Origin of the sequence: Bacillus songklensis (assembly GCF_042649685.1) — a bacterium.
Taxonomy (GTDB): Bacteria; Bacillota; Bacilli; order Bacillales; family Bacillaceae_H; genus Bacillus_BA; species Bacillus_BA songklensis.
Genome location: NZ_JBHRZT010000052.1, coordinates 468821 through 486910, shown reverse-complemented (window position 1 = coordinate 486910; position 18090 = coordinate 468821). Strand labels below are relative to the sequence as shown.

The 18090-nt window shown below is 41.2% G+C and carries 12 protein-coding genes and 2 pseudogenes; 4 read left to right on the top strand and 10 right to left on the bottom strand.

The genetic code is table 11. The features are described from left to right. Positions 1-162 precede the first annotated feature (162 nt). The 10 genes and pseudogenes from pbp4b to ACFOU2_RS13680 form a co-directional block, all read right to left on the bottom strand. Positions 163-1404 (bottom strand): annotated as a pseudogene (gene pbp4b, locus ACFOU2_RS13725) (penicillin binding protein PBP4B); the annotation flags it as partial. Positions 1405-1722: 318 nt separating this feature from the next. Then, positions 1723-3075: pseudogene (locus ACFOU2_RS13720) on the bottom strand (PTS transporter subunit EIIC); the annotation flags it as partial. 241 nt (positions 3076-3316) lie between these two features. After that, on the bottom strand, positions 3317-4225 hold the full coding sequence (gene murQ / locus ACFOU2_RS13715) for an N-acetylmuramic acid 6-phosphate etherase (RefSeq protein ID WP_377916040.1): 909 nt from the start codon (positions 4223-4225) through the stop codon (positions 3317-3319). 139 nt (positions 4226-4364) lie between these two features. Then, entirely contained in the window at positions 4365-5072 is a 708-nt protein-coding gene (locus tag ACFOU2_RS13710) for an ABC transporter ATP-binding protein (protein WP_377916038.1), read from the bottom strand. Further along, positions 5072-5848 carry an ABC transporter ATP-binding protein gene (locus ACFOU2_RS13705; RefSeq protein ID WP_377916036.1) on the bottom strand — a complete coding sequence of 259 codons (777 nt, stop codon included), beginning with the start codon at positions 5846-5848 and terminating at the stop codon, positions 5072-5074. The genes ACFOU2_RS13710 and ACFOU2_RS13705 overlap by 1 nt, the downstream gene beginning before the upstream one ends. Continuing rightward, positions 5826-6797 carry a branched-chain amino acid ABC transporter permease gene (locus ACFOU2_RS13700; protein WP_377916034.1) on the bottom strand — a complete coding sequence of 324 codons (972 nt, stop codon included), beginning with the start codon at positions 6795-6797 and terminating at the stop codon, positions 5826-5828. The genes ACFOU2_RS13705 and ACFOU2_RS13700 overlap by 23 nt, the downstream gene beginning before the upstream one ends. A gap of 15 nt (positions 6798-6812) precedes the next feature. Further along, positions 6813-7691, bottom strand: coding sequence for a branched-chain amino acid ABC transporter permease (locus ACFOU2_RS13695; protein ID WP_377916032.1), 879 nt, complete (start codon positions 7689-7691; stop codon positions 6813-6815). A 106-nt stretch (positions 7692-7797) separates the two neighbouring features. Further along, a complete protein-coding gene (locus tag ACFOU2_RS13690; protein ID WP_377916030.1) occupies positions 7798-8985 on the bottom strand; it encodes an ABC transporter substrate-binding protein in 1188 nt (395 codons plus the stop codon). A gap of 341 nt (positions 8986-9326) precedes the next feature. After that, positions 9327-11876 (bottom strand): bifunctional diguanylate cyclase/phosphodiesterase, encoded by a 2550-nt coding sequence (locus tag ACFOU2_RS13685; protein WP_377916027.1) that lies wholly within the window; start codon positions 11874-11876, stop codon positions 9327-9329. 18 nt (positions 11877-11894) lie between these two features. Continuing rightward, positions 11895-12422 (bottom strand): 6-carboxytetrahydropterin synthase, encoded by a 528-nt coding sequence (locus ACFOU2_RS13680; RefSeq protein ID WP_377916025.1) that lies wholly within the window; start codon positions 12420-12422, stop codon positions 11895-11897. A gap of 416 nt (positions 12423-12838) precedes the next feature. Between ACFOU2_RS13680 and ACFOU2_RS13675 the strand changes: the two genes are divergently transcribed. The 4 genes from ACFOU2_RS13675 to ACFOU2_RS13660 all read left to right on the top strand — a co-directional run bounded on the left by ACFOU2_RS13675 (position 12839) and on the right by ACFOU2_RS13660 (position 18017). Next, positions 12839-13366 carry a hypothetical protein gene (locus ACFOU2_RS13675; RefSeq protein ID WP_377916023.1) on the top strand — a complete coding sequence of 176 codons (528 nt, stop codon included), beginning with the start codon at positions 12839-12841 and terminating at the stop codon, positions 13364-13366. 372 nt (positions 13367-13738) lie between these two features. Continuing rightward, positions 13739-14887: an iron-containing alcohol dehydrogenase gene (locus tag ACFOU2_RS13670; protein ID WP_377916021.1), complete on the top strand. Its 1149-nt coding sequence runs from the start codon at positions 13739-13741 to the stop codon at positions 14885-14887. 14 nt (positions 14888-14901) lie between these two features. Next, positions 14902-16554: a GAF domain-containing sensor histidine kinase gene (locus ACFOU2_RS13665; protein WP_377916019.1), complete on the top strand. Its 1653-nt coding sequence runs from the start codon at positions 14902-14904 to the stop codon at positions 16552-16554. Continuing rightward, positions 16551-18017, top strand: coding sequence for a sigma-54-dependent transcriptional regulator (locus ACFOU2_RS13660; RefSeq protein ID WP_377916017.1), 1467 nt, complete (start codon positions 16551-16553; stop codon positions 18015-18017). The genes ACFOU2_RS13665 and ACFOU2_RS13660 overlap by 4 nt, the downstream gene beginning before the upstream one ends. Positions 18018-18090: the final 73 nt, after the last annotated feature.

Sequence of the window (18090 nt, the reverse complement as noted above, 5' to 3'; positions counted from 1 at the left end):
AAATCCTGTTGCTTTTACCTCTGCTTGTTTTTTCCAATTGCGGAAATCCAGCATCAGCATTTGTCCCACTTTTTCTTCTAGGGTCATATCATCCACTATTTGTTCAACTGTCGGAACCGTTGATTCTTCTGCAGAGGCTTGCCCTGTGGTAAGACTCAATAATAAGGCTTCATAAATGCGGGTCACAACACTGCTGTATTTTCCAGTATTGAACGAATCTCCGGCAAAGGTATTAGGAGCATTTATTGGATCTACAACCGGGGAATGCTTTTTATTGGTCAGCAAAGCAATACCTAAATTTTGTTCGAAGTCAATAATCGTCACTGTACCTGTCCAGCCTGTATGTCCAACAGCTGTCTCGCTTGCGTGAGGACCAAACATCCATGTCATGCTGCTGTTTCCATTTCTTCTCCAGCCAAGCCCGTATGTTGGATTTGTTTCGGACGGCCTGATGAAAGCATTAATTGTTGGCTGATCGAATATTTTCTCTTCCCCGTATCCGCCTCCGTTTAACATCACTTGCAATAATAAAGCTACATCGTCTGTGTCAGAGAAAAGACCCGCATGTCCTGAAACCCCGCCCATGGAATAAAAGGCTTTTTCATCGTGCACTTCCCCTTGCAATGTGTATGATCGGATATTCGGAAAATTTATCACTCCATCGCGAGTATTTCCCATTAACTCGGTTGCAGCAAAATCCTTTGTTTTAAAACCTTTTTGAAGAGGATTGTACATTGTATGGTTAAGGCCTAATGGTTTGTATATATTATTTTCAACATAATCGTCAAGCTTCTGTCCGGTTACTTTTTCAACGATATAACCTAACAGCATGTAATCTACATCGCTGTATATATTCTTTGTACCCGGTTTATACTGAAGTGGGGTTTTCGCCAGCATTGCCAGTGTCTTTTCACGTTCCTGCGAGTAAAGCTTACCGGCTACGGCAGGATTGTGATGTTGCGGATCAGCCGGAAAGCCTGCACTATGATGCAGGATGTCGATAATGCGCATCATGTCCTTTCCTTTAATCTCGTCTGTTGGCTCATCTTTAAATTCAGGGACATACTGCTGTACCCGGGCATTTAAATTGATCTTTCCTTCACTGACAAGCTTTTGCAGGGCATAATTTGTTGCATACATTTTTGTGTTTGAAGCAAGATCAAACATCGTATGTCTTTTTACTTTTTCTGGATTATTTAATAGATCCAACCCATCATATTTTTTGGCATAGCCGTAGGCCGTATTTTTGACAACTTTCCCGTCTTTCACAATGACGAGAGCTGCTCCTGGGAATCCACTTTTGATATCGGTCTCAATGAGTTCATCTACTTTATGAAGTTTTTCTGAGGAAAATCCAGCTTCTTCTGGTGTGTGTGCTTTTAATAAGGTTGGATATGGAATCATAATCTCCAATGATGCTCCTTTTGGTTGGATGTTTCGGACCTCGATTGTATTTTTGCCATTTACCGTGAAATGTCCGATATTGACCTTAATTGGGTTCCTGTGATGTTGGTGGAATAGCCGCGGAATCGATACGTCTTTACCATTTATGTATAATTCTGCGCTTTTCACCTCGAAGTTAGTAAAGTAAAGGGTTCCTTGCCGCTCATAAGCTTTAAAAGTACGTATATCATTCTCTATGAACTTTGGTTCAATCTGACTGTTGTTCATCATTTTATTCGTTTCATTTTCCTCCCATTTTATCTGTACATCAAGGGGTTCCTCCCCTGCCATTTCATCTTTAAATCCGAATAAGTACGTAAAGGCAAACCCAGCCGCATACGCAACGAACAAGCCGAGCAAATATAAAAGAATTTGATGGGCATGAACAAGGAAGGTCAATGGCAATCCGGAAACACCCACCGCGATTGTCGCGATCTTAAAATAGGCCTGAAACGCACCGCCAATTCCCGCTCCAAGACACGCCGTTAAAAATGGCCGGCCAAGCGGCAATGTAACGCCGAAAATTAACGGTTCACCGATGCCAAGCATTCCAGAAGGAAGCGCACCGCCAATTGCCCTTTTTAAGCGTACTTTTTTCGTTTTCATATAAATAGCAAATGCAGCACCAACTTGGCCCGCACCACCCATCGCTAAAATGGGAAGAAGCGGATCATCGCCAATTGAGTTAATGAGCTCAAGATGCACCGGTGTCAAACCTTGATGCAGTCCAGTTACAACAAGCGGCAAGAAGGTTGCCCCCAGCACAAAGCCTGCAAAAATGCCTCCGATGTCTAAAACAGCAAGCAGCCCTTTTGTAATTCCACCTGAAATCAATCCGCCGATCGGCATAAATACGACGTAGGTGACGATACCTGTAATTAATAGAGTAATAGTTGGTGTAATGATAATATCAAGCAACTGAGGAACAAAACGACGCACACGCTTTTCAACCAATGCTATGAAAATAGCCGAAAATAAAACGCCAATTAAACCGCCCCGCCCCGGCAATAACGCTTCGCCAAAAAGCTTGATGTCGGCCACAGCCGGATTGATGACCAAAATACCAGCCAGACCGCCTAATGCCGGAGAACCGCCAAACTCCTTTGCTGCATTTACCCCGACTAGTACTCCAAGGTAGGCAAACACCCCTCCTCCGATAACGGATAAGATAGTAGCAATTTGCGAGTTCACCGGCATCCATCCCGCCTGAATAACCGCCTTTGTAATACCTGTAATCAATCCTGATGCAACAAGAGCTGGAATAAGCGGAATAAAAATACTCGCAATTCGACGCAAAAACATCTTAAATGGAGTTGCATTTTTTTGTTTCAACTCTGATTTTTTCTGTGCGGCACGTTCCTCTAAACATATACCTTCAGATGCTTCTATTAACTGGCCGAACTCCTCTGTTACCTTATTTACCTTGCCAGGTCCCAAGATGATCTGCATCGTCTCTTCCTCGACAAGCCCTAATACTCCATCAATCTTTTTAATTGCCTCCCTATCAACAATCGTTGCATCTTTCGGAGTTACCCGAAGCCGAGTCATACAGTTAGTATAAGATGCAACGTTTTGAGGTCCGCCAAGCTGCTCTAATATCTTCTCTGCTAAAATACGATTTTCCCCATACATGTAAACTCCCCCTCTATGACTTATAGAAACCGTTTTTGGCAGCGTTTTCAAATATTCATAAGATTAACAACCCAGTGAGAGTGAGCGCTGTTAGAAGATTTTATATGAAGTCAGGACTATGAGGACCGGCAAACAAACTTCTCAATTACTTGCTTTCCTTTAAAAATTGTATGGCTTCTCGAGTTTTATCAATATCATCAATCGTTTCTCCATACTGCTTTGTTGCCATCCTTATTCCCCTTTACTTCTTACTGAGCTCAATTGCTTTTCTTACATAACCATGTGCCTGCTGCAGAAGTGCTGTAGATGCTTCATAATCTTGCTCTGTTCCGAGCATCACGATGGCTGTTTTGACTTCATTATTTGCTGTTTCTAATGCTTCTTTTGCTGTTTCATATGAAACACCCGTAACTTTATGAATGATGTTAATGGCGCGTTCCTTTAATTTATGATTGCTCACATGTACATCCACCATTAAATTCTCATATACCTTTCCGAGATGAACCATTGACGTTGTTGAAATCATATTTAAAATCATTTTATGTGCGGTTGCTGCTTTTAGTCTTGTTGATCCTGTCAATACTTCCGGTCCGACAACAACTTCAATGCTGTGGTCTGCAACCTGGCTAATCAGCGAGTTTTCATTGCAAGATAACGCTACGGCTTTGGATCCAACGCTGCGTGCATATTTAAGTGCACCTATTACATACGGTGTACGGCCGCTTGCCGCTATCCCGATAACCGTATCATCTGCCGTGAGATGAATAGCTTTTAAGTCTTGCTCGCCAAGCTCTTCTTTATCTTCAGCCCCCTCAACTGCTTTGACAAATGCTTTCTCCCCTCCAGCCATAATACCCTGAACCATGTGGGAAGGTGTACTAAAGGTGGGCGGGCATTCAACTGCATCTAACACTCCCAGCCTCCCGCTTGTACCAGCACCAATATAGATGACGCGCCCCCCTTTTTTTAATGACTCATAAGCAAACTTAACCGCAACTTCAACATCTGGAAGTACTTGTTGAACAGCCAAAGCAATTTTTTGATCTTCTTCGTTCATGATTCTCAAGATTTCCATCGTATCTGCAGTGTCTATATGCATTGTTCGCTCATTGCGGGATTCCGTTGTCAATGAAGGGAGTTTTTTATCCATTGATTAGTCCTCCAATTCCCAATATTATTTCAAATCCAACTGATTTATAATTAAAAAAGCATTCGTTTTTTAATTACCATATGCGTAAATAAACGGGCATGAATAAGGATTCATGCCCGTTTATTTACGTGGATTTATATTAATGGCCGCCAAGATAGGCCATCTTCACCTGATCACTTGCATTCAATTCTTCTGCTGTACCGGATAGCACGACGCGGCCTGTTTCGATAACATAAGCCCGATTGGCCACAGAAAGTGCCATATTGGCGTTTTGTTCCACTAATAAAATCGTGGTGCCTGTGGCATTGATTTCTTCGATAATCCGAAAAATCGTTTTAACAAGGAGAGGAGCGAGTCCCATGGACGGCTCGTCTAATAAAAGAAGACGAGGGCGTGCCATCAATGCCCGACCTATCGCCAGCATTTGCTGTTCCCCTCCCGACAGTGTTCCTGCCTGCTGCTTACGGCGCTCAAGAAGGCGCGGAAACAGTTGATAGACTTTCTCGAAGTCCTGACGAATTCCATCTTTGTCTTTTCGCAAAAAAGCACCCAATTCGAGGTTTTCTTCTACGCTCATATTGGCAAACACACGGCGGCCCTCCGGTACATGAGAAATCCCCTGTTTTACAATCCACTGCGCCGCTTTGCCGGCAATGGACTTATCTTCATATGAAATATCTCCTTGTTTCGGTTTCAATAATCCCGAAATAGCCTTAAGCAATGTACTCTTGCCAGCACCGTTCACACCAATTAAGGTCACGATTTCTCCCTGGTTAATTTCAAGGGAAACCTCTTTTAATGCCTGAATATTTCCATAGTATACATTGATTCCATCTACCTTTAGCATTATGAAACCTCCTCGCCCAGATACGCTTCAATTACTTTTGGATTGTTTCTGATTTCTGCAGGCGTTCCCTGTGCGATCAGCTGTCCGTGATCGAGTACGTAAATTCGTTCGCATACTCCCATCACGAGCGGCATATCATGCTCGATCAGTAAAACGGTCAAATCAAACTTTTCTCGAATAAAGGCAATTAAATTCATCAACTCATGCGTTTCTTGAGGATTCATACCTGCCGCCGGCTCATCAAGAAGCAGCAGCTTCGGATGCGCCGCCAATGCCCGTGCAATTTCTAACCGACGCTGCTGACCGTATGGCAAGTTTTTTGCCTTTTCATGGATAAAGGAATCAAGCTTGAAAATCTTCAAGAATTCAATCGCCTTATCCTCCATTTCTTTCTCCCCGGAGAAGTGCTTCGGCAAGCGGAAAATGGAGCTTAAGATAGAGTGCCTGGCGAGAGAATGATACGCGACTTTTACATTATCAAGCACGGAAAGTTCACCGAACAACCTAATATTTTGAAAGGTACGGCTAATTCCTTTTCTTGTGATTTGATACGGAGCAAGCCTATTCATTTTTTCTCCGTTTAATGCGATGCTTCCTTCTGTCGGGACATATACACCTGTCAGCAAGTTAAAGAATGTCGTCTTTCCAGCCCCGTTCGGTCCAATCAATCCCACTAATTCTCCTTTATTCAGTTCCACATTCACACCCGATACAGCCTTCAAGCCCCCGAATTGAATGCTGACGTTATCTACTTTAAGCAACGGTATGTTTGTCATTTTCCGCTCCCCCCTCAACTGCTCTTTGTCTCTTGAAGAATGATGTTAACTCTTTCGTGCCCATCAATCCCTGCGGACGATACAGCATCATCACTACGAGTACAAGGCTGTATATAATCATACGAGTCTCAGGATATTCCTGAAGGAACGTAGAAACGATTGTCAGCAAAATGGCGGCAATGACAGAACCGGACATGCTTCCCAATCCACCTAGCACTACGAAAATCAAAATATCAAAGGATTTTAGAAAGCCAAAATTTGTCGGCTGAATAATATAGAAGTTATGGGCATACAAACCGCCTGCAACCCCAGCAAAAAAAGCACCAATCGCAAAAGCTATCACTTTGTAATAAGTTGTATTGATTCCCATCGCATCCGCGGCAATTTCATCTTCCCTGATCGAAATGCAGGCACGCCCATGAGTCGAGTTGGTAAAGTTCACAATCACGATGAGAGTGATCAGCAGGAAAGTAAATACCCATGGCCATGTCGTCAGGTGGGATACCTGCATACCGCTGGCTCCGCCAACATACTCAACATTCAGCAACATGATTCTCACAATCTCTCCAAATCCGAGCGTCGCAATAGCTAAATAGTCGCCTTTTAGCCGAAGACTTGGAATACCGATAATAAGCCCTGCAATAGCTGCCGTAAGGCCGCCGACCAGCAATGCAACCGAGAATGGCATCTGCATTTTCATGGTAATAATGGCAGAGGCATAAGCACCAACCGCAAGAAAGCCGGCATGTCCAATCGAAAATTGTCCTGTAATGCCGATAATAAGATGCAGGCTTACAGCAAGAATAATATTAATGGCCATAAAAAACAACGTGTTCACATAAAAGGAATTCAGAATGCCTCCTGTGATTAAAAATTGGATTACTACAAAAACAGCAAGTGATGCTACAATAGAGAGCCAAAATCCTTTTTTCCGTTTGATTGTTGTCATCGCCCCTAGCCCTCCTTACACTTTTTCCCTTATGTTCTTTCCGAACAGGCCAGACGGTCGGAAAATCAAAATAAGAATGAGAACAATAAACGCTACCCCGTCACGCCATAGAGAATAGCCCAGAGCACTTACAAGAGATTCAATGACACCTAGAACAAGTCCCCCTACCATCGCTCCAGGGATAATGCCGATTCCGCCTAATACGGCTGCGACGAAAGCTTTCAATCCCGGGATAATCCCCATAAGCGGGTCAATTTTTACATAATAAGTACCGAAAATGACCCCTGCAGCACCTGCTAAGGCTGAACCAATCGCAAATGTCGCAGAGATGGTATTATCTACGTTAATGCCCATTAACCGCGCTGCTTCTGCATCATATGATACAGCACGCATCGCTTTTCCAATTTTGGTTTTGTGGACAATAAACTGAAGCAAAATCATTAATGCAATGGAAATGCCAAGAATGAATAACGACTGACTGCTGATGGTCACACCGAATATTTCAACACTTTTGGAGGGGAGTACATCACCCGGGTAAGCCTCGGGCTGCGCACCTCGTACATAAATGGTTCCATATTCAATGAACAGCGAGACCCCAATTGCAGTAATAAGAGCCGCAATTCTTGTGGCATTTCTTAGCGGTTTGTAAGCAATGCGCTCAATCAGCACCCCGAACAGGGCACATACTGCCATCGCCAAAATCAGCGCTGGGAAAAAGCTCAATTCTAAAAATTTAATGGAATAAAACCCTACAAATGCTCCTACCATAAATACGTCACCGTGAGCGAAGTTGATTAGCTTAACAATACCGTACACCATCGTATAACCGAGCGCGATCAACGCATATATACTGCCGAGAGATATTCCATTGACTAATTGCTGTATTAGTTCCATTTTCGCCCCTCCCTTTGGAAGTACTTTTTTGCAATAACGCAATAAAAAGTCCTATAAACTTCGAATAGGGGGACATGCCCCCTATTCGAATGATTTCACTATTCTCTTATGGATTCACTTTTGTTTTAAACTGCTGCTGGCCATCTTTATACTCGAGGATAGCGGCAGATTTTACAGGATCATGCTTCTCATCCAGAGTCAAGTTACCTGATACTAAAGCAAGATCTTTTGTTTCAGCAAGTGCTTTTTTGATTTTTTCCGGGCTTGTATCTCCTGCACGCTTGATTGCATCCGCAAGGAAGTACGCCGTATCGTAACCAAGGGCGTTAAATGCATCAGGGGATTTGTCGCTGTATTTCGCTTTAAATGCTTTCACGAATTCCTGAACCTTTGGATCTTTATCTCCAGATGAATAATGATTTGTAATATAAGTATTGTTTAATGCTTCTGCTCCTCCGATTTCAACAAGTTTCGGAGAATCCCAGCCGTCCCCGCCCATGAACGGAACGTTTAGGCCAAGTTCACGTGCCTGTTTCAAAATAAGGCCTGCTTCTTCATAGTATCCAGGCAAGAAGACAAATTCAGGATTAGAAGATTTAATACGTGTTAAAGTCGCACGAAAATCTGTATCTTTCGCAACATATGCTTCTTCTGATACAATTTTCCCTCCATTTTTCTCAAAAGAGTCTTTAAACGCAGCGGCAAGGCCTTTTGCATAATCGCTGGAACTGTCAATAAGGACGGCCGCATTTTTTACTTTCAAGTCACTTGTCGCAAAGTTTGCCGCTACTGTACCCTGAAACGGATCGATAAAGCATGTACGGAAGACAAAATCGTTTACCTTGCCGTCTTTGTTTGTAATATCAGGGTTTGTGCCTGTTGGTGTAATTAATGGCACTTTGTTATCTTGAGCCACTTGCACTTGTGCTAACGTGTTTGTACTTGTCGCTGCCCCTACGATGGCTGCCACTTGATCTTGGCTCACCAGTTTGATGGCACCGCTTGTCGCCTCTGCTGCTTCCGATTTATTATCTACTTTTACAAGCTCCAGTTTCTTACCGTTGATACCTTCTTTATTGATTTCATCAAGAGCAAGCTCCAATCCTTCAGCAATCGATTGGCCGTATGAAGCCACACCGCCGGACAGCTCAAGGTTAGCACCAATCTTGATGGTATCACCACCACCGCCTCCGGATGAACTTGTTTCAGTACTCTTCGCTCCGCCGCAACCCGCCATTACGCCGGCAGACAACATAAGCGACATAAAAACGCCTGCCAATTTTCTTTTTTTCATAAGTAATCCCCCTGTTTTGTTAAATTTGTCCGCTCTCCCACTCCTCTAATCCGTTTCCCCCTATCTAACTCCCTCCCATGTATTCCATATTCGACAAAGAAATAAACTATTTAGAATAAAAATAATATTCTGAAAACATTGTACAAGATTCCCTTATCTTCGTCTAGTCATATGTTATCGTTTTTTTTCTATAAAATTCTTATACAAATTTATTCCTTCCGATCCCCCTGAAAGGCTCCGGCACGTGAAATCCCATAAAACCAAGGACTTTTCTACCGGTTCCTTTCAGTAAAAACGTTTCTATCTATTCTTAACTTATGGGACAAGTCCTTCTCGCAAAATTAATCCTTTATCCTTGCTGCAGCGGTTTCTTGAATGGATTCATACAATTCGTGAAATTCATCCGCAGTGAGAGGCTTGCTAAACAAATATCCTTGCGCTTCGTTACAACGACGCCTGATTAAAAAATTAAGCTGTTCTGTCGTTTCTACTCCCTCCGCTATGACCTTTAGTTTCATATTGCGTGCCATCGCAATGATGGTAGAACAGATTTCTGCACTTTCTGAATCCATTCCTTTAATATCGCTAATAAAGGACCGATCAATTTTCAATGTATCAATCGGGAATTTTTTAAGATAGCTTAATGAAGAATAACCTGTACCGAAATCATCCATGGCAATGTTAATGCCAATATCTTTAAGTGCATTAAGCTTTGTAATGACATACTCCTCATTATGCATCGCAATGCTCTCCGTTATTTCCAACTCCAAGTATTTAGGATCAAGTCCGGTTTGTTCAATAATTTGAGTCACATTCTCTATCAAATTCTTTTGCTGGAATTGACGTGCCGATAAGTTAACCGAGACTCGAATTGGAGGATATCCAGCTTGCTGCCACAACACATTATGTTCGCATGCTTTACGTAAAATCCATTGTCCCATTTGAACAATTAAACCTGTCTCTTCAGCAATTGGGATGAATTCAGCCGGGGAAATCATTCCTGCCTCCGGATGCTTCCAACGTACCAATGCCTCACTCCCCACCAACTTACCCGTTTGCAAATCAATCTGCGGTTGATAGCACAGCATCAATTCATTGTATTCTAATGCCTTCCTTAATCCTTTCTCCATCTGGACTCTTTTCAAGATTGACTGATTCATCTCAACTGTAAATAATTGAAAATTGTTACGTCCTTGCTCTTTGGCACGATACATGGCTATATCCGCATTTTTGACGAGGGTTTCTGCATCCTCCCCATCCGTAGGATAAAAACTGACTCCAATGCTCGGAGTGACAAATAGTTCGTTCCCCTCAAAAATGAAAGGTGCCGATAATTCCTCAAGGATTCTTTGGGCTTTTTGAATAGCAGCTTCATGGCTGCAATCGGAAAACAACAGTACAAACTCATCTCCCCCTACCCGGGACACAACATCATGCTCTGTTGCATTTTCCAAAATTCGCTGCGCCACAGCCTTGAGTAAGTAATCCCCGACCGAGTGTCCAAACATATCATTAATTAATTTAAAACGATCTAAGTCAAGAAACATAACCGCAATTGGCTTCCTCTTACACTCTGAAAAGGCTAGTTCTCGGTTAAACCGGCGGGTAAAGGAACGAAGGTTAGGCAATCCCGTTAAAAAGTCATGATTTGCTTGATATTCAATTTCAGCATTTTTCTTCTTCAACTCTTGTGTATAGCATTTTAAGTTACGAGACATGGTGTTCACTTGCTGAGATAATAAACCAAGTTCATCCTTTCGATCAATATCCACTTGGGCCCCAAAATTCCCTTTTGCTATGTCACTCACTTTATTCAATATGTGATGGAGCGGTCTAACGATATAAACGGCTAAAAAATAGCTTATGCACATAACTAAAAGAAGAACAATAATTGAGATAATGATATTGTTAACAAGCTGTTTCTTCAATACCCCTTTGATGGTTTCATAATCGGACACCACTCCAATCACATAAGGCTTGGCGTCATTGATAGGAATGAAGCTTTTTAATATTTTTTTACTCTTTACTTTTGTTTCAAAGCTGACTGATTTCCCCGTTTTCATTGCTTTGTTTACAGCCGCTATATCTTTCTTTTTATCTTGGTAGGAGTAGTTACCGAATTGAATTTCTTGTTTCTCAAAATCAATATACTTTTGACCATTGGTTTCGGTATAGATAGGCGGCCTCCCAAACGTTTTAGGATTGAATCCTGTAATTTCGAGAATAACGTTCTGTTTCTCTAGAGCCTTTTTTACGATTGCTTCCGGACCCACCTTATGCTGGAAGTGCATGATTTGGTTATCTCTCACATAAGGATTGATAATATAATTGGTTGTTCCGTCATGGTAATATCCCCATTTATCTATATAATTGGGATTTGTATAGGAAGTATTCATCGGTCCTGACCAATAATGAGGAAGTTTTTGTCCTTGGGGAATTGTTACATGTTTTTCTTGAAACAATTGCTTAAAAGCGACAAACCAATATCCCCAATCCTTTGTACTCATGTCCCTCTCTTTCGGGTCGGACGATTTAACTCCCTTAATATCATTGCCTACAGTCTGCAATAGCGTAATGTAAGATACCTCTATCTTTTCAGCTACCTCTTTCAATTGTTCGTCTGTGACTTTCGCAATATCCGGGTCGAGAGCATATTGAGCCGCAACAGCTGCTGTTCGTAAATTTTCACCAACCAGGTCTTCTGCATACTCAGTACTGTACTGGGAGTGCTCAATCGCTATCGCAGTGACTTTCCCCAGTAATTCCATTTGTTCCTCCTGATCTTTTCTCAGCAAGCTTTCCGTGAAGAAATAGTACAGGGCATTATTTAACACAAGGATGGTTGTAACAACCAAGGCGATTATGTAGGATAATTTTTTCTGAAGCGACAAAGCACCATTCCACCTTAACTATATAGCTTGATTAGGGCCATAGTATTCAAAGTAATTTTTCTCTGTTTCCCAAAGACCGATTTTATATAATCCGGACAAGTAAGGAGAAAACATCTCCCATATGACTTTAACCATATTGTCAGAAGTGGGATTCATGTTCTTGAATTCCTCCGTATCGAGATTGAGGTGTTTATGATCAAATTTCTCTATAACAATTTGATTGACCGTCTCGTCCAATTCAGCTACCAAGTTTTCCGTTGTCGGTACCCGTTCTTGAAAGTAAGGATGTTCATGATTTAGGAACTTCCCGTTGAACTCTTCCTGGATCAACCCTTTTACCACCCTATCGATTTCTGTCGTGTTAACGACAATCCCTGACTGCTCATTTATATGTCCTCTTGCCATGACCTCCAGTACATAGTCATGTCCATGCCCATTCGGGTTACTGCATAATCCGAAAACTCGTTTATTCTCTTCTTCGCTCCAATCGGCCTTCCGATACAAATGAGCGGCGGAGAAATAAACTTTTCGAGATAAATAAATCATCCGTTCTCTCCCCCCGCTTTAAAATATCCAGGTAAACCCAAATAGGCTCTCTGCTTTTTTACAGAACCCCCTTTGGAGGAGTAAAAAGGTTCTTGTGGATTCATATAATAATCCTTTATTTATTTTTCGGTAAACAACTTTCATATATAAAGACCTATTTTCCCCCCACGCAATATTTAAGTCTAAATAACTATTAATTTCCAATAAATTGGTTATTGTCGCTTTTCTCCGGATTTGCTTCATTATTCTTTTTCTAGTAGAATGGAAAACTGTGTGTTATTTGAAGGCTTTCTATCTTCATCAAAGGCCGCACAACCTTTTCCATGCATCATAATCGGTTAAGGATCTGTCATTTCTATTCCTTATCCTTTGATTATGGAATCCAAAACCAAAACATAAGAGAGGAGTTTAAGAAAATGTTATTTAGCAGATTGAGAATGGAAGAAGAAGAGAAAAAAGATCCAATCGAATTAAAGAAAGATCTTGAAGACCTTGAATTCCAGCTCTTTCGCATGCAGGATAATTTAAAAGAAATTGCCAAAAAGGGGCAGGTAATTGGGATTGACCAATCCAAGGAGGATAAGTGGGTCATCGTATATGCAGTAGATGATGGAAACTCATGTAAAGTTATGTTGAATGAATGCGAGAGTGCATACAAGGGCGTTTGGGATTTCTCCATTCATGCCGTCTATTTCGACGACAACGCCATCCACATTGGAGATATTAAAGGTCCTGCCAACAAAGGATACGGTTCCATCTGTATGAACTACCTAAAGGATATTGCCAAAGAACAAAACATCCCATTCATTACAGGCGACATTGCCGAGAGAGACTGGGATCACCTCGATCGCCTCATTCACTTTTATGAGAAGCATCATTTCCGCGTGTCTGTCGATCGTGAAACAAAATCTGGTGAAATTAAATGGAATGATTTCTATCAATAGGCTGCAACAAGGAAATTAATTCTTGCACAGGATTAATCCGCCTATATTTTTTCTAATCAAAAGTCATTCGATTTGATTTCTATAAATCAGAAAGAACGCCTTCTTATCAGAACCTCCGGAAAATCAGGCCTAGTATCGATAGAGGGAGATGGCAGTGAAAATATTGTTTTCACTGCCATCTCCCTCTATTTTTTACCCTTCACGATCAAGAATTTCCCATCTATATTCTTTCATTTAATGTGAGAAAATGAGATGCATTCACTGCCTCCTACTGCATTCATTAACTATTTTTATAAAATCCATCATCATAAAACAGGAATTTACATATTTCGCGGGAAATTAAAATAACAATAACTTTTATAGGTGGTAAGTATGCATATCAATAAATTTGTTACTCCTGAAATTATTTTTGGCAAGAATGCCATTAAACAGGCTGGCGATGCTTGTCTCCGGCTTGGTGCAAAAAAAGTATTGATCGTAAGCGATTATGGAGTTGCAGCTGCAGGTTGGCTGGAAAAAGTCATTTCTATTTGCAAAGAGTCCCATCTGCCTTTCGCAACGTTCATTGATGTGACAACAAATCCAAAAGACGCGGAAGTTGCGAATGGGTGCCGTACTTTTATCGAAAACGAATGCGATGCCATTATCGGCGTGGGAGGCGGCAGTGCATTAGATGTGGCAAAAGCCATTGCCGTCCTTGCTGCTAACGGCGGAAAGATCAGTGATTATGAGGGTGTGGATAAAATCGAAAAACCTCTTCCTCCTATGATTATGATTATGACGACCGCCGGTTCCGGCTCTGAAGTCTCCCAATTCTCTGTTATTGTTGATTCTAATCGCCAAAAAAAAATGACTATCATTTCTAAGACATTGGTTCCTGATATTGCCATTATTGACCCTTATACACTGGTGACAAAAGAAAGCGCCTTAACCGCCGCAACAGGCATGGATGTTCTCACACATGCGGTGGAATCGTATGTCAGTATTGCCGCTACACCGCTTACAGATGTCCAGGCAAAAAATGCACTTTCCCTCGTGTCTACCTATTTACGTCCGTCAGTCGCTTCCAAAACAAACGAAGAAGCGAAAGAAGCGATGGCCATGGCAAGTTTACAGGCTGGCCTTGCTTTTTCAAATGCTATTTTAGGTGCTGCCCATGCGATTTCACATGCAATCGGCGGAAGATTTCCAATGGCCCATGGGGAAATCAACGCCATTTTGCTTCCATATGTAATGGACTTTAATTTTATCGCTGCACCTCGACGTTTTACAGAAATGGCTGAGTTTATGGGAATTGATACGAGAGGATTGACACAGCGCGAAGCCGGGAATGCAGCGATTCAATTTGTAAAGGAACTATCCCTTGATATTGGAACACCACAGCGGTTAAGTGATGTAGGAATTACGGAAGAAATGATTGATTGGACAAGTCAAACGGCACTCGAAGATGCATGTATGATTACCAATCCTCGTGACGTGACTCTTGAACATGTAAAAAGTCTATTAAAAAATGCGTTATAAGGCGGTGAACCATCATGTTAGAGGATAAACACGAGATGATAGCGCTGTTAACCGGTGTAAAGTCTTCAAAGAAAAATTATTATACCGAATTAAAGAAAACGGTCGAGCAATTGAAAAGGAAAAACATGCAGCTAGAAATCATCAATGATGTGATGAAAAGCATTAAAATTGATATGTCCTTAGAAGACATTTTGAAAAATGTTGTTGATAAATTGAGAGTGCTTGTTCACTGTGATCGTCTCAGTCTCTTATTGTTACGCAATCAGAACCTTACTTTAACGAATGTTTATCCAGAAGACAGGCATCACATTGAAATTGGATCCGTTATTCCAAATGAACACTCTCTCTATTGGTCAGCATTAAAAAACAGGCAAATCATTTTCCAACAGTTAAATGACTCTTATGCCAGCTTTTATGAAAAGGAATATTTGATAGGCCTTGATCTGCAAAGCATTTTGATATTGCCCATTTATATTAAAAATAAAGGAATCGGAATTCTAAGCCTCGGGCGTCATGATGCATCTGAGTGGAGCCTCGATGATCTTGCTTTCCTGGAACAGCTTACGGACCACCTGGCAGTCAGCATTGAAAATGCACAGTTATACAATGAAGTTTTGCGCGGAAAGCAGCAATGGGAGGATACCTTTAAAGCCGTTGATGACATGATCATTGTTTTTGATAAAGATTTAAATGTGCTTCAGTTTAATGATTCTGTCAAAGCTTTTTTTGACTTGAACGAACAATCCTCCGGCTTTCCCATCCTGGAGAAATCCTGCAAAACTCTTGTTCAAGAAACGTTTTATTCCCAAAAACCAGGATATAAGGAGATGTATTTCCAAAACAGCTCTACATGTGAAATGTATACATATCCTATAGAAAATAGCGAACAGCAAGTGTACGGGGTCATTGCCTATATCAAGGATGTAACAGAAAAGCGGAAAATGGAAGTACAACTGCTTCATTCCGGAAAACTGGCAGCCATAGGGGAAATGGCTGCGGGCATTGCACATGAATTAAACAGCCCTTTAACCGCTATTTTAGGAAACTCTCAACTTTTATTAAGAAATTCAACAAATGATGACCCGTCTTACACACTTCTAAATGATATTAAAAATTGTGGAGACCGCTGCAAACGAATTATTAAAAGTTTACTTACTTTTTCCCGACAGGATGAATATATGTTTGAATCTTGTTCTTTAAACGAGGCAGTAAGACAAGTACTTAACTTATTAAAGTATCAATTAGAAAAGAACGAGATTGTCATAAAGCAACTGCTTCAAGAAGATTTACCCTTTATCGAAGGAAGTCAGCCGCAGATTGAACAAATCATTATCAATTTGCTTTTAAATGCAAGAGATGCTCTTGAGCTGTCAAATCAAAAAAACAAAGAAATCATCATAAAGACTTCTCTTCAATTAAATGAGATTCACTTATCAGTTCAAGATAATGGCATTGGAATCGAAGAAAACAGATTATCAGAAATCTTTCACCCTTTCCATACGACAAAGGAAACTGAAAAAGGGACGGGTCTGGGTTTATCGGTAAGTATCGGCATCGCAAAAGCCCATGGGGGAACAATCAAGGTGTTCAGCAAGCTCCATACAGGCAGTACTTTCACTTTAAAGCTGCCTCTTCAGTCATCCAAAAATGCGGAGGTGACATCATGACAAATCTATTGATTGTAGACGATGAAAAAGAAGTTGGAAATTTCCTGTCTCACCTTTTCACATCCAAAGGATACTACGTCAAGGTGGCCAACAGCGGTAAAGAGTTTTCTTCCATTGATTTTACCCGGAATCATTTCCACGCTGCCATGATTGATTTAAAACTGCCTGACACGGATGGATTATCCTTATTGCAGCACTTAAAAAGACAGCAGCCAGGATGCAAAGCTGTCATCATGACAGGATACAGTACGATTAAAACCGCTATTGACGCGATGAAGCTTGGAGCAAGTGATTACATAGAAAAGCCGTTTGATGATATTGATTTACTGGAAACGCAAATTGACCAACTATTAATTTCAACCATTACTTCCACCCAACAGCATATCAACGACTTGGCAAGCGAGGTTGGATTCATTGTAGGACAAAACGAAGGAATGAATCAATTAATTCAAACTGCATACAAAGTAGCAAGAAAAAATGTAAATGTCTTAATTGAGGGTGAAACCGGGACAGGAAAAGAAGTGCTATCACGCTTTATCCATCAGGCAAGCCAGCGCAGTCATGAGTCATTTATTGGAGTGAATTGCGGGGCTATCTCCGAATCTTTGTTAGAAAGTGAATTGTTCGGCCATGAAAAAGGGGCCTTCACAGGTGCAACGCAACAGCGAAAAGGATTATTTGAAATCGCCAGTAAGGGGACTTTGTTTCTTGATGAAATTGCTGAAGCTTCCCATGCCATTCAAGTGAAATTGCTCCGTGTACTTGAAACGCGTGAGTTTATGCGCGTCGGAAGTGAGAGCATTTTACGTACAAATACCCGTTTAGTTGCTGCATCAAATGAAAACCTCCACGAAGCTGTTCAACAAAAGAAGTTCCGGGAGGATTTGTTTTATCGCTTAAATGTGGTTCACTTGAAAATCCCTCCACTTCGTAACCGAAAAGAGGATATTCCTTTACTGATTTATCATTTTCTACAGCGGCATGCAAACATAGGTGTAACTTTTTCTGATGATGCTATGGAAGTGTTGCAAAATTATGATTGGCCAGGTAACGTCCGCGAATTATCCAACTTTGTGACAAGAGTGATTACACTATCCGATTCTAATGATGCCACCATTACAGCCGATCATTTACCGTTATTCAATCACGCTGCAGTAATGTCTGCGACTATAGAACCGACAAAGCAAACTGCTGCGAAAAAACAGGAAAGTCACTTTGAGATTTACTTACAAAGATGGGTAAATGACATTCTTGTACTCTTTGAACAAGAAAATGAAATCGATTTGGAGAAAGTTCTCGCGCAGGTCAAAGAACTAGAGTCACAAGTAGGTAAAGCCTTTATTTTACGAACGTTAAAAGATACACTTGGAAATCGAAAAGAAACGGCAAAAAGATTACAAATCACCATGAGAAAGCTTCGTTACCTCTTGAACGAAAAAAAAGAAGGCGGCTCAAAAGCATAAAAACACGCTTCTGAGCCGTCCCCCTGAAAATGAAACGTTATGAAAACACCGTTAATAATCATCGTTTCTTTTA

Coding starts and splice junctions, on each gene's coding strand:
- ACFOU2_RS13660 (WP_377916017.1), top strand. CDS start 16,551: ATGACAAATCTATTGATTGTAGACGATGAAAAAGAAGTTGGAAATTTC.
- murQ (WP_377916040.1), bottom strand. CDS start 4,225: ATGGATAAAAAACTCCCTTCATTGACAACGGAATCCCGCAATGAGCGA.
- ACFOU2_RS13665 (WP_377916019.1), top strand. CDS start 14,902: ATGTTAGAGGATAAACACGAGATGATAGCGCTGTTAACCGGTGTAAAG.
- ACFOU2_RS13670 (WP_377916021.1), top strand. CDS start 13,739: ATGCATATCAATAAATTTGTTACTCCTGAAATTATTTTTGGCAAGAAT.
- ACFOU2_RS13695 (WP_377916032.1), bottom strand. CDS start 7,691: ATGGAACTAATACAGCAATTAGTCAATGGAATATCTCTCGGCAGTATA.
- ACFOU2_RS13680 (WP_377916025.1), bottom strand. CDS start 12,422: ATGATTTATTTATCTCGAAAAGTTTATTTCTCCGCCGCTCATTTGTAT.
- ACFOU2_RS13700 (WP_377916034.1), bottom strand. CDS start 6,797: ATGACAACAATCAAACGGAAAAAAGGATTTTGGCTCTCTATTGTAGCA.
- ACFOU2_RS13710 (WP_377916038.1), bottom strand. CDS start 5,072: ATGCTAAAGGTAGATGGAATCAATGTATACTATGGAAATATTCAGGCA.
- ACFOU2_RS13705 (WP_377916036.1), bottom strand. CDS start 5,848: ATGACAAACATACCGTTGCTTAAAGTAGATAACGTCAGCATTCAATTC.
- ACFOU2_RS13675 (WP_377916023.1), top strand. CDS start 12,839: ATGTTATTTAGCAGATTGAGAATGGAAGAAGAAGAGAAAAAAGATCCA.
- ACFOU2_RS13690 (WP_377916030.1), bottom strand. CDS start 8,985: ATGAAAAAAAGAAAATTGGCAGGCGTTTTTATGTCGCTTATGTTGTCT.